The sequence below is a fragment of the Asaia bogorensis genome, assembly GCF_900465345.1.
In the GTDB taxonomy this organism is placed as follows: Bacteria; Pseudomonadota; Alphaproteobacteria; order Acetobacterales; family Acetobacteraceae; genus Asaia; species Asaia bogorensis_A.
The window spans coordinates 1-12,481 of record NZ_UEGO01000009.1 but is presented as its reverse complement, the minus strand read 5'-3'; the positions used below and the strand labels follow the sequence as shown (position 1 = coordinate 12,481).

The window sequence follows — 12,481 nt, the reverse complement described above, 5'->3', positions numbered from 1 at the left end:
CCAAAGCTAACCAAAACCAAACTATAGATCCCGAAACAAAAAAACTGACGTCTGTAGTTCTTTCGAAAAAGAATAAATCAGTCAGCACTCTCATCATCAGAACCACTGGTTCAGACAACACCAAAGCGCCGCCAACATATCCCTTCCATAACCTATTCAATTTTCAAAGAACCCTACCTAACCCACTGATCTTACTCAGTCTTCCAGGCAGTCACCGCGGCGTGTTCCGCTGCGGTGAACGGGCTTTTACGGAAACCAGGGGGGGTTGTCAAACACTTCCTCAAATCCCCCAAAACCCACGCCAGACATGGGCCACACCCGATTCCTCTCCCCCCACACACACCAATCCAAACCAAAAAAGTCCAAAAAAAACGAAAAAACTCAAACCACAGGAAACGCAGGACTCAAATGACCACCAACGCGAACCGCCTCAATCCTCACCGCTAAACCCGTCCGGTCATCCGTCTCAACGAAAACCCCACACACGGTCGCCTCACCCTCGGCCGGTTGCCGTGAGCCGACCTGCCATTGGGGAGTGCTACCCCTGCCTGCTTGATCGCCATATCATCGAGATGCCGCTCATGGCGCTGGGGACAAGCGATACAGGCGCAAAACGCAAAAACGCCCCGCAAAGGCTGCGGGGCGTTCTCGTGGGCGAGGCTCAGAGCTTGTTGAAGCCGTCCTTGACGCTGTCGATGCCGTTATTGACAGCACTCTTGACGTCACCCTTGGTCTTTTCGGCCTTGCCTTCGAGATTCTGGGCAGCACCTTCGGCCTCCAGCTTCTCGTTATGGGTCAGCTTGCCGGTTTCTTCCTTGATCGAGCCGACCACCTGCTTGACGGTGCCGCTGACCTTATCCGTGAATGAGCTCATGACGCTGTTCCTTCTCGCTGGGCTCTGCCCCTCGGCCATCCCTCCGGAAAATCGACCCTGATGTCGCCGCCGGGATGCCAGCGCGGGGCAGCACGGCCTTTTCAACGCGGCATCCGGAACAAAGTCGCATCGATCGCCCTGTTTCCGGACAAAACCCGTCTTTTTTTAATTCCCTGATCCCGTAATGTGAGCAAACCCTGACGCCCCAATCAAGAAAGATCCAGAATGGCCCCCTTCCTGTTTTTCGCCGTCGTCATTCTCTGGGGGCTCACCTGGTTTGCCATTCATCTCCAGATTGGTGGCACGACCGCCGATGTGGCTATTTTCTGGCGATTCGTCCTGTCGGCAACCCTGATCGGGGGCGGACTGGCGTTGACAGGCAAACTGCGCCTCCCGCCCAGACCGGCATGGCCCTGGATCGCAGGAATGGGCGTCTGTCTATTCTCCTGCAACTTCCTTGGCATCTACAGTTCGGAACTCTATCTGCCGAGCGGCACCGTCTCGGTGGTGTTCAGCATGGCCACCCTGTTCAATACGCTCAATCTCTGGCTTTTCTTTCGCAAGACGCCCGATCTGCGCGTGCTGGCTGGCGGTATTCTGGGTGTCTGTGGCGTGGCCCTGCTTCTGGCCGGGGACATGGCGCATGAAAACTGGCATCTGATGCTTGCAGGCATGGGCTTTGCCCTTCTGGGTACCTTCCTGTTCTCCTGCGGCAACATGCTCTCGCGTCACCTCGACCGGTTCGACATCAGCCTGACCAACACCATCTTCTGGGGCATGATCTGTGGCGCGACCTTGCTGGCGATCATCATCCCGCTGTCAGGGCATGGTTATGGTTTCCCGCTTACGGCACGCTGGCTGGGTGGCCTGCTCTATCTGGCCCTCTTCGGCTCGGTGGCGGGTTTTCTGTTCTATCTCGAACTGGTTCGTCGCATCGGTGCCGACAAGGCCGCCTATGCCACCATTCTCTCCCCCGTCATTGCGCTGGGCATGTCTGCCTTCTTCGAACAGGTCCACTGGTCCATTCCCATGCTGGCAGGGCTGGTCCTGATCCTGCTTGGCAACGTGCTGGCATTCCTGCGCCGCAAGCCCCTGCCCCAACCCGTTGAGGTGGAGCAGGGCTGAGACCGGTTTGACAGAATGAGGGTCCGGTTTTCTGATGGTCGTCTGACACCCACCTTCGGGAGACGATCTGATGAAACCCGCCTCCGGCCAGACCCCTGGCCTCGCCCTTCTGGAAAAAGAGGGTATTGCCTACACGCTGCACAGCCATGACTACGACCCCGATGCCAGTCGCAAGGGCCTTCAGGCAGCAGAGTCACTCGGTGTCGCACCGGAGCGCGTTTTCAAGACATTGATGGTCTGGGTGGACAAGGACAAACCCGCCTGCGCGGTTATCCGCTCGGACCATAAGCTGCACCTCAAGGCTGTTGCGGCGGCGTTGGGTGGCAAATCGGCCGCCATGATGGCCCCGCCCGATGCTGAGCGCCTGACGGCCTACAAGACTGGTGGCATCAGCCCCTTCGGACAAAAAAAGCGCGTGCCGATCCTTCTGGACCGACACGCGCTTGAGCAGGAAACAATCTTCGTAAATGCAGGCCGCAGGGGGCTGCAATGCGAGATCACCCCGGAGCCAACCGCCAGCCATTTTGGCTGGACGGTTGCGGCCCTTGCAGAATGATCAGAACCCGGTGGAGAGCGTGACCATCGCCGAGAACGGCGGGTTGAGGTAGTAGGACGGCTGACCACCGGAAGCGATCATGGTGCCATACACACCCTTGGTCGGGTTCAGGTTGGTGGTGAAGCCATACACGCCGTTGCGGAACTTGGCGCCCGTGAGGTTGGTCATGTTCAGCTGGATCTGCGGCGACTTCATGAAGCCCTTGTTCTTGAAGCGATAGCCGATACCCACCTGGTTGGTGACATATTGCGGGATAGAGCTGTCATTCATGAAGCTGGCATATTGCTTGCCAACATAGATGACCTGACCCGAGAACCAGAAGCTGCCATCATCATAATCGAGGCCGAACTTCGCCTGCTTGGACGGCGAACGAATGGCGATCTTGCCAGCCGTCGGCAGCAGGTCACGACCCACGCGAATGTTGTTGTCGATGGTCGAGTGCAGATATTCGAACGTCGCATAGGGGCGGATATGGTGCCAGGCGCGTGTGGCGATCTGGATATCGACACCACGGGTGGTCTGGCCACCAGCGTTGACCGTCTGGCTATAGCTCGCGCCTGCCGTCCCGTCATAGTAGTTGAGGGTCTGCTGACGGTTGGTCAGATTATAGTTGAAGAACGAGATCGAGCCGACGATCAGCTCACCGTTATAGCGGTAACCCAGCTCTTCCTGAATGGTGTATTCCGGCTTGGAGGCCCCACCCTTCTGGGTCTGCGCGCCTGCCGTGTTGTAGTAATCGACCAGCGAGGTGTTGGACGGCGCCTTGAAGTTGGTGCTGCCCGACACGTAGATCTGGTGCTGCTTGTTGAAGTTCCAGGCGATGCCGATCTGCGGCAGCGGCTCAGGCGTATGCAGGTTGCGGTTATACTGCGTGCCCGGGGTGTAGTTGTACATGCGACGGGTAACCATCGCTTCCTTGAAGCCGATCTGAATGTTCAGACGGTCATTGAAGTACTTCATCGTGTCGCCGATGAAGATCATGTTGACCTGCGTGAGCGACAGGAAGTCACGGGCGCGGAAAGGCTGGCCTGTGGTCGTCTTGATGACGTCCGTGGTGCCCCAGATGTTGTTCGCTTCACCAGTCGACTGGTTCACGATGCCATAGGGCGAATACTGGTAGAGATTGGCGTACTCGTACCACCAGCCCAGAGAGATATCGTGGTGATGATCGGGCTTGTAATGCAGCGAGATGGTATTGCCGGTGCGGAACTGCTCCTGGTTCGACGGGGCCAGCGCCAGAGCGCTCTTGGCACCACCGAGATCAAGCTTGACGGCCTGGTTGCCCATATAGCTTGAGGCATTGATGACCGAAGCACCCGTGCCGTTGCCGATGCCGTGCCAGAAATACAGCGAATCCTCGAGCGTCAGCTTGGGCGTGATGACGATATGGGTCGGCAGGGCTGCAACCACGTTCTCGAACGGGTTGACGTGCAGCTTGTAATAATTGGCACCCGCTGCGGTCGGACCTGCATAATCCGTGGCGTAGTTCGTTGAATAACCGGTCGTGCGCCACTGGCTCAGATTCGGGGCCAGATAGAAATCGTTGGTCTGGTCGTTATAGGCCACGGTCAGACCGGTATGGCTTCCGTTGCGGAAGTCCTTCACCATCTTGAAATCGTAGTGGTACTTCTCGGCCTGGCCGGGGCCACGCCACGTATTGCCCTTGGTGTGGCTGAACGCAAACATGGCGCGTACGCCGCTATTACCAATATCACCGGAATTCAGGCGAATGAACTGGCGGAACGTGTCGAACGAGCCGAAAGACACATCCATCACCCCGCCGAAGCGATGTGTGGGGTTGCTCATGGTCATGGTTGTCATACCAGCCGAGGCGCTCAGCACCGGGGTATCGAGATTGACCGAACCCGGCTGCATCGAGACGCTCTCGAGGTTTTCGGATTCGAGCACTTCGTTGGCGTAAAACTGGCCACCACCGATATCGTTCAGCGGCGCGCCATCGAGCAGCCAGCCGATTTCCGTGGTGTCGAAGCCACGTACGTTGGTCTGACCCGTATAGAGACCGAAAGGATCGGCCTGGGTGACGTTCGCGGCGGGCATCATGGCGATGACCTGCTGCAGGTTCACGCTCGGGGCCAGCTTGGCAATGAAGTCATGCGTAATGGTCTGCACAGCCTTGGGGGCCGTCTCGACGCGCAGCAGGCCAGCACCCGGCTGACGGCTACGGCTGCTACGGCCCGTGACTGCAATTTCTTCAGGCTGCGAGCGGGCCATGACAGGCTGAGGCGCCGGGCGCATGACAGGGGCAACAGTACCTGCGGCCGGTGCCGTTGTAACAGACGAGGCTGCTACGGGCCTGGCTTTTGTCGTCCGGTGTGTGGACGCATGGTGCTTGTTACGGGTCGGCGCGGCGGTCGATACCTGGACGCTGCCTGCAAGGGCTGTGCCTGCAAGAAGCATCATAAGACAACGATGCGTGAAACTGGACGACATAGAGTGGCGTTTCCCTCGGCACTGGACAAAAAGGACGGGTTCTATTCGACATCAACAATATCGTTACGATATCGGACAGAAACCTACTTCCCGGCTACCAGTTACGTTGAGCAACAGCAACGAAAGCCGCGTGACAATTGCGCAGTCATGACAGAATCGTCACGCACTGTTACCCATCTGCATCATAGCGTGCTTCCTAAAGCGTTCATGGGCTGCTAATCGCTCCGCATATCCTGCGATGGAGCCTTGCCCTGCCTGCTTTCCGCCCCGCCGACCGCGTGCCGCCCAGAAATCTCTGGAAGCCCGCACTTACGATTATCGTTCTGGTGGGGCTGCTTGTGATCGCACGCGAATTTCAGGTGACACGTTCCGTGCTGACCCTGATCGAAAGCTGGAAGAACAATCCCGCCGCGCCGGTGCTGTTTCTGCTGATCGGTATCCCCTACAGCCTGTTCGGGCTGCCGCGTCAGGCGCTTTGTCTTGCGGCCGGGCTGGTATTCGGCGCGGTCGTCGGCTTTGCCCTCTCCACCATCGCCTCGCTCACGGGTGCCCTGCTCGGCTTTATATGGATGCGCCGTCTGGCCTCGCCCCAGACGCGTGAGCGCTGGCAGGCGCGCTTCAGGGGGAGGCTGCAGCTTATCGGGCATGTTTTGGCACACTCGCCCTTTCAGGCTGTCCTGACCTTGCGGCTTCTGCCGGTGGGATCTGCCATCATGGTTACGGCGGCGGCTGGCCTCTATGGTGTACCGCTGGCCGCTTTCGGCTGGGCCACGCTGCTGGGCGCCATTCCCCAGAATCTGGTTTTCGTCCTGATCGGTGCCGGGGCGCAGCTTGGGCAGAATATCCAGATTGGTCTCGGCTTGCTGCTTTTTGCCGGATCATCCTTTCTGGCCTGGTTCCTGCTCGCCAGAGCGCGCCGAGAGGGCAGCGCGCTCGCCCAGCTGGCGGACAAGGCCGACCCCGACCAGCCTGTGTGATATGCCCCTGCGTCGCGCTCGAAATTGACTCCGGAGAGGGAATTCTCGTGGGTGATATTTGCGGCAGGTCAAAAAAATCATTGAAAAACGGCCGGGCTGCGATATCTGACACGTCATCGCCAGAGACTGGCCAGAAAACTGCCTTCTTAAAACTGCCTTCTCCCTGTTGCGCTTGATGAGCGTGACGCCCGGCCGAAACGGGGCATTCGTCCTTATCTCATAGTCCTTTATCCAGCAGGAGCGCCTCATGGCCTCTCCCGACGGGATCTCTCTTTCTGTTACCCCAACATCGGGGCGTCAGACCGACTCAACTCAGCCGCCTGTTGTCATGCCCAGCTGGCTTCCCCTGCTGCTCGGGTTTCTGACTGCGGTGGGGCCGGTCTCGACCGATATCTACCTGCCCGCCTTCCCCGCGCTGGAGAAGTCACTGCATTCCCCCGCAGGAAGCGCTGGCATGACGCTCTCAGCGTGGATGGTGGGGCTTGCCATCGGGCAGATCAGTATGGGGCCGCTGGCAGATCGCTTCGGGCGGCGCATCCCGATGCTGCTTGGCATGATCGTCTATACAGCGGGCAGTGTCGGCTGCGCCATGGCGACCACCATGAGCGCCATGTGCTTCTTCCGGCTCATTGCGGCCATCGCCGCATCAGCCAGTATCGTGATCCCGAGTGCCTGCGTGCGGGACGTTTCCACGGGAAACGAGGCCGCAAAGCTCATGTCGAAGCTCATTCTGATACAGGGAATTGTGCCCATTCTGGCCCCGATGCTGGGTGGCATCGCGCTCGACTATATCAGCTGGCGGGCCATTTTCTGGGTCTCGGCTGTCTATGGCGGCCTGTGTGTCGTGCTGCTGCTGCGCGCCTTTCCCGAGACGCTGCCGCCTGAAAGCCGGCGCGAACTGCGCCCCCTCTCCCTGCTGCATCGTTATCTTTCCATCGCCCGTGAGCGCTGCTTCATCACCAATGCCCTGGTCTGGGGCTTCTGCGGCTTCCTCTCCTTTACCTATCTCACAGCCGCGCCGACCGTGTTCGAGCATATCTTTGGTTTTACGCCCGCCCATTACGGCATGTTGTTCGGCCTGTTTGCCGTCTGCATGATCGGGTCGTCACAGATCAACGGTGCTCTGGTCGGCCGTGTCAGCTCATCGGCCATGCTGGGCTGGGCGCTGGCTATTTCGATTCTGGGGGCCATCGCATTGCTGGTCGTGGTGATGCTGGCCGAGCAATATCCCGGCCCGACACATCATATCCGCCCTGTCATGCTCATCCCCATCGTGGGCTGCATGATGATCACGCTGGGCATGACAGGCATTATCGGCCCCAATGCGATGGTTGGCGCGCTCAGCAACCAGTCGCAGTTTGCCGGGAGCGCCTCGGCATTTGCCGGCACCATGCAATATGCGCTGGGATCGCTGGCCAGCACGGCCATCGGCCTTCTGCCAGCCAACAGCCCGATGCCCATGGCCGCGCTCATGCTTTTTGCCGGGTTGATGATGGGTGTATTTGCCATATTGCGCCCCCACGGCCACAAGACGGTATCGTCAGCAAAATAATCGTCTGGTCCAACGGTGGAGAGTTATCGCATGTCCGATTCGCCTGTCCTTCTTGTCGAGGATGACGATTCTGTCGCCCTGATCGTTGAGACGATCCTCTCCACCCTTGGCAAGACTGTCCTGCGGGCTGGCTCAGCCCAGCAAGCCATTGCGCTTGCGGGCTCTGATGCCCCTGGCCTGATCATTACCGATCTCAATCTGCCCGGTGACATGGGGGGCGATGCGCTTTCCCTGCATCTGCGCAAGGCTCAGCCCGCACTACCCGTCATCCTGATCTCTGGAGATTTCGATGATGATACTGCCCGTGATGATCTGGTGCCTGGCGCGGTGATCCTGCCCAAGCCTTTCCGGCGGGCTGCCCTGCTTGAGGCCATTGAAAAGGCCACGGCGCGCGCAGTCTGACATTTACTTTCGAGACCCGAACCGGCTAGATGCCGCGCCTTTTGATGATCTTGTAAAGCAGGGAAGAGAAGCAGGAACATGACCCAGACACCGATTCATGGCGATCAGCCCGAACTCGACCTCAAGAAGTATATTCGCGAGATCCCGGATTTTCCCAAGCCCGGTATCCTGTTTTACGATATCTCCACCCTGATCCGTAACGCTGATGCCTGGCAGATCGCGACAGCCCGTCTGGCCCGCGCCATCGCACCGTGGCAGCCCGATCTGCTGGCCGGCATCGAGAGCCGCGGCTTCCTGACCGCGGCGCCTGTTGCCATGCGCCTTGGCTGTGGTTTCATCATGCTGCGCAAGCCGGGCAAGCTGCCGGGCAAGACCATTTCGCTGAAATACGGTCTGGAATATGGCCAGGACGAGCTGCATATCCAGGAAGACGCGATCAAGCCCGGTCAGCGCGTTGTGGTGCTGGACGATCTGCTCGCCACGGGTGGCACGCTTGCTGCCTCGATCCGCCTGCTGAAGAATGTCGGGGCCGAGGTTGTGGGCACATCGGTTCTGGTCGAGCTTGACGGTCTGGGCGGCCGTGAGAAGCTGGACGCCCCCCTCCATTCGCTTCTAACCTACCCGGCCTGAGGGCCAGCCCAAGGCCAGACAGTCGACGCGTATGACCCGTGGGGGACGCCTTGTCCCCCCGATACGTCCTGGCGGTCATGGCAGGCCCCGTTCTGATGGAGCCTCGTCATGACAGATCGCCTCTCCTCGCTCTGGCAGCAGCGTTATCGCTCGCCCCTCCCCGCACCACTCGAGACGTCGCAAAACGCGGCTCCCATCTGCCAAAGCGCTGTTCTCGAAAGCCTTCTCTCTCATCGCTCGGTCAGAGCCTATCGGCCCGATGCCCTGCCAGAGGGCACATTGGAAGCCGCCATCGCGGCCGCCCAATCCGCCGCAACGTCCAGCAACCTTCAATGCTGGAGCGTTATCGCCATTGAGTCGCCAGAGCGACGCGAGGTTTTCGCCCAACTCTGCGGTAATCAGGCTCATATCGCCGCCGCGCCGCTTTTTCTCGTCTGGCTGGCGGACATCTCACGTCTGGAACGCCTCGCCACACAGGCAGGCCAGCCTGCCGAGGCACTCGACTATACCGAGTCCTTCCTCATCGCGGCCATCGACGCAGCCCTCGCCGCCCAGAATGCCGTGGCCGCCTTCGAAGCAGCGGGTCTTGGAACTGTCTATATCGGTGGACTGCGCAATCATCCGCTTGAGGTCGCAAAGGAGCTCGACCTGCCAAAGGGCTGCGTCGGACTTTTTGGCTTGTGCGTGGGCTATGAGGATGAGACACGCCCCGCCAGCATCAAACCACGCCTGCCCCAACGCGCCGTACTGCATCGAGACCGTTACGACACCACGCAGGAAGCTGAAGCCATCGCCAGCTTCGATGCGGCCGATAACGCTTTCCAGCAGGAACAGTCACTGCCGCCGCGCCTGTGGTCCGAAGCCATGGTCAGACGCATCGTTTCACGTGAAGGCCTGCATGGCCGCGATACTCTGCTTGCCTCTCTCAAGGCCCTCGGTTTCCCGATGAAATAGGCTCGCGCCCGGCCGGACAGCTTTCATCGCCTCTCAGGAAAGCTTCGGCTGGGTTGCGCCCGGTCTGGCACCGCTCAGGATGATATCAATGAACTGAACGGCCTGTTCCGGACGGTTGCCCGCAATCGTGCAGACGCCATAAATGGCGCGCAGCATGTCCACCGGGTCCACGTCGTCGCGCAGATCCCCCTGCGCGACACAGGCGGCAGCGAGTTTCTCCATGGTTTCGACAATGGGACCGCCCGTGCGGGCGTAAAGTGCCGATGAGCCACCAGAGAGCGTATTGAAAACGGGCGTCATGGCCTGCTTCGTGGCAGCATAGCCGACAAAAAGCCGCATCCATGCCCGCAAGGCCTCAAGCGGGGGATGAGCAGCGCAAAGCGTATCGGCTGCACTGAGCAACTGGTCACGCTCGTCTGCATAAACAGCTTCGATCAGGGCAGAACGATCGGCAAAATGACGATAGAGCGTGCCGACACCCACACCCGCACGGGCTGCGATTTCGTCCATGCGTATATCGGTCTCACCCGTCACGAAGGCCTGGCGTGCAGCGGCCATCAATGCCTGACGGCTCCGCTGCCCGTCGGCACGGGGGCGCCTCTGGCGGGGCGTCTCGCCCATGATCATTGTCCCCTTGTTAAACGGAATTTGATTCCGTATATGTAAAGCGGAGTATACTTCCGTTTAGCGCGCGTCCTGTCGGCCGGCAAGATGTGCGCGCCTTATGCCCTGCGAGGCTGTTCATGTCTGCTCTTACTTCCTTCCCCGCTACACCGGCGATGACGTCGGACACCAAGTTCAATGCGCAATCCACCACCGATGATGTGCTTGCCGGCCTTTCCCTGGCTGGGAAACGCTATCTCGTCACCGGTGTTTCTGCCGGTCTCGGGGTCGAGACTGCCCGCGCCCTGGTGGCTCATGGTGCCGAGGTTATCGGCACGGCCCGTGATCTGGCCAAGGCAGCAAGGGCGACTGCCAGCATCGACCCGACACGCCTGCAGATCGAAGAACTTGCGCTCGATGATCTGGCAAGTGTCCGTGACTGCGCCGAACGATTGCTGGCACGGGGCATGACATTCGATGCGATCATTGCCAATGCTGGCGTCATGGCCACACCGCAGGGTGTGACGAAGGACGGTTTTGAAACCCAGTTTGGCACGAACCATCTGGGTCATTTCGTACTGGTAAACCGACTGATCCCGCTGGTCAGGCCCGGTGGACGCGTGGTCATGCTTTCCTCTGCCGGGCACCGCTACAGCGATGTCGATCTGGAGGATCCGGGGTTCCTGACAACAGACTATACGCCCTTCGGCGCTTACGGACGATCCAAGACAGCCAATATCCTCTTCGCGGTTGCACTGGATGCCCGACACAAGGCGCGCGGCATACGGGCCGTTGCCATGCATCCAGGCGGGATCGCCACCGAGCTGGTGCGCCATATGCCCGAAGGCGCGATTGAAGCCATGATAGAGGGCATCAACCAGCAGGAAGCCGAGGCAGGCAGGCCGCCTTTCCGCTTCAAGACCATTCCTCAGGGGGCAGCCAGCGCCGTCTGGGCCGCGACCGTTGCGACGCCGTCGGAGATTGGTGGTCGATATGGCGAGGATTGTAGCATCAGTGCGATTGTACCCGATGACCAACCGCTTGGAATCACCATCCCCGGCGTGCGTGCCTATGCAGTCGATCCCGAGCGTGCCGAGGCACTCTGGACACTGAGCGAGAAAATGGTGGGGGAGACCTTCCCGGCGCCCTGATCCGCTCTGCGCTCATGGCCTCGCTTTTCACGCGAGGCCGTTCATCATGCCCGTCTGATCATGACAGCCCAGATAGTCGAGTATCTGGGCGTCCGATTGAAGCACAGCCACTTCATGATAGAGACGTAACGCCAGTCGACCCTCAAGCGCCTGCACGGCCTGCAGAAAATCGCCAAAAATCGCCTTGTGCGTTGGATGATGCTCTGCCCAGTGCTCCAGAGCCGCAAGATCGCGCCAGGCGCTCATGCCGAAGCTGCGACAGGGCTTGCCCCCCTCCTTGTCGCTGACACGCATGTAGCGATTGAAGTAACAGCCAATTGCCAGCCCTTCATCACGCAGGAACGCCATACCCGCACGCAATGTCGGCTCGATGCTGTCGTGATAGAGAGCAAGTTCCTCACCCATGACATCCGACCAGTCCTGTCCGGATCGTATGAGAGCGACCCCCTCATGACTGAGCACCATGCGCCGGCCCGGCCCGATATCAACCAGACGACGCGCGCCCTGGGCGACAAGTGCCTCTGTCTGGCTGGCAGGCAGACGGTCGCGCATACCGCCCCAATACCCATGCTCCTGAATGGTATCATTGCTCCGGTTTCCCAGCATGACCCCAATGCCCTCAAGGCGGTCTGATGCACTGAAGAGCGTTTCGAGATGCGTATTGCGCGGAAAGTAGATCTCACGAAACATGCCGACGGTGCTGCCACCCTGCGCGTCCTGACACCACCATCCGGCATTGCGCCGCCACCATGCGTCGTGCGCCTGCACGCTCGGCCAGTAACCAATCACCACGGCATTATGGAAGCCTGCCTGATCGACGAAACTGGCGCTCTCGATGTTGCAGGCACCACCTTCCCCAGCAAGACGGCGCCTCAGACCATTGAAAGCCTGCGCCGCCGGTCCCGTTATCGGAATATCGACAGCTTCTGAGCTACCACCCGGCGCTGCGCGCCACTGGGCTCTGTTGCAAACTCTGATGCCGTTGCCGAGGTTGGGTCCTTGGATTGGTAAGGTCGGTTGTGATGGACGATTTCAAAGGGCGGCATTTTACCGGCGAGGTCATCCTGTGGGCGGTGCGCTGGTACTGCCGGTACGGCATCAGCTACCGTGATCTCGAGGAAATGCTGGCCGAACGTGGCATCGATGTCGATCACACGACTATCTATCGCTGGGTGCAGCGCTACGCGCCGGAGATGGAGAAGCGGC

General features: G+C 59.8%; 12 protein-coding genes and 2 pseudogenes. 9 read left to right on the top strand and 5 right to left on the bottom strand.

Annotated features, from left to right (window positions below; translation table 11 throughout):
• Positions 1-381: 381 nt before the first annotated feature.
• Positions 382-510 (bottom strand): annotated as a pseudogene (locus tag ED655_RS15815) (metallophosphoesterase); the annotation flags it as partial.
• A 151-nt stretch (positions 511-661) separates the two neighbouring features.
• The gene (locus tag ED655_RS03715) at positions 662-874 is read right to left on the bottom strand and encodes a CsbD family protein (RefSeq protein WP_023977862.1); all 213 of its coding nucleotides are present in this window, start codon (positions 872-874) and stop codon (positions 662-664) included.
• 225 nt (positions 875-1,099) lie between these two features.
• Between ED655_RS03715 and ED655_RS03710 the strand changes: the two genes are divergently transcribed.
• A complete protein-coding gene (locus ED655_RS03710; protein ID WP_122049050.1) occupies positions 1,100-1,999 on the top strand; it encodes a DMT family transporter in 900 nt (299 codons plus the stop codon).
• Positions 2,000-2,069: 70 nt separating this feature from the next.
• Entirely contained in the window at positions 2,070-2,555 is a 486-nt protein-coding gene (gene ybaK / locus ED655_RS03705) for a Cys-tRNA(Pro) deacylase (protein ID WP_051395801.1), read from the top strand.
• Here the strand turns inward: ybaK and ED655_RS03700 are convergent, their stop codons facing one another.
• Positions 2,556-5,006 (bottom strand): TonB-dependent receptor, encoded by a 2,451-nt coding sequence (locus ED655_RS03700; protein ID WP_122049049.1) that lies wholly within the window; start codon positions 5,004-5,006, stop codon positions 2,556-2,558. It abuts the gene before it with no gap.
• A gap of 278 nt (positions 5,007-5,284) precedes the next feature.
• On the opposite strand from ED655_RS03700, the gene ED655_RS03695 reads away from it, so the two are divergent.
• The 5 genes from ED655_RS03695 (at position 5,285) to ED655_RS03675 (ending at position 9,521) form a co-directional block, all read left to right on the top strand.
• Positions 5,285-5,983: a TVP38/TMEM64 family protein gene (locus ED655_RS03695; protein WP_162993374.1), complete on the top strand. Its 699-nt coding sequence runs from the start codon at positions 5,285-5,287 to the stop codon at positions 5,981-5,983.
• A gap of 247 nt (positions 5,984-6,230) precedes the next feature.
• Positions 6,231-7,535 (top strand): multidrug effflux MFS transporter, encoded by a 1,305-nt coding sequence (locus tag ED655_RS03690; RefSeq protein ID WP_346773207.1) that lies wholly within the window; start codon positions 6,231-6,233, stop codon positions 7,533-7,535.
• Positions 7,536-7,565: 30 nt separating this feature from the next.
• Positions 7,566-7,937, top strand: a complete 372-nt coding sequence (locus ED655_RS03685) for a response regulator (RefSeq protein ID WP_122049047.1) — start codon at positions 7,566-7,568, stop codon at positions 7,935-7,937.
• A 78-nt stretch (positions 7,938-8,015) separates the two neighbouring features.
• A complete protein-coding gene (locus ED655_RS03680) occupies positions 8,016-8,567 on the top strand; it encodes an adenine phosphoribosyltransferase (RefSeq protein WP_062163981.1) in 552 nt (183 codons plus the stop codon).
• A gap of 108 nt (positions 8,568-8,675) precedes the next feature.
• A complete protein-coding gene (locus tag ED655_RS03675) occupies positions 8,676-9,521 on the top strand; it encodes a nitroreductase family protein (protein WP_122049046.1) in 846 nt (281 codons plus the stop codon).
• A gap of 33 nt (positions 9,522-9,554) precedes the next feature.
• On the opposite strand, the gene ED655_RS03670 is transcribed toward ED655_RS03675, so the two are convergent.
• Complete coding sequence (locus tag ED655_RS03670) at positions 9,555-10,142, bottom strand: TetR/AcrR family transcriptional regulator (RefSeq protein WP_240993485.1); 588 nt, start codon at positions 10,140-10,142, stop codon at positions 9,555-9,557.
• A 122-nt stretch (positions 10,143-10,264) separates the two neighbouring features.
• Between ED655_RS03670 and ED655_RS03665 the strand changes: the two genes are divergently transcribed.
• Entirely contained in the window at positions 10,265-11,275 is a 1,011-nt protein-coding gene (locus ED655_RS03665) for an SDR family NAD(P)-dependent oxidoreductase (RefSeq protein ID WP_240993484.1), read from the top strand.
• A gap of 27 nt (positions 11,276-11,302) precedes the next feature.
• Here ED655_RS03665 and ED655_RS03660 read toward each other — a convergent pair whose 3' ends face one another.
• Positions 11,303-12,112, bottom strand: coding sequence for a phenylacetaldoxime dehydratase family protein (locus ED655_RS03660; RefSeq protein ID WP_240993486.1), 810 nt, complete (start codon positions 12,110-12,112; stop codon positions 11,303-11,305).
• Positions 12,113-12,297: 185 nt separating this feature from the next.
• Between ED655_RS03660 and ED655_RS03655 the strand changes: the two are divergent.
• Positions 12,298-12,481: pseudogene (locus tag ED655_RS03655) on the top strand (IS6 family transposase); the annotation flags it as partial.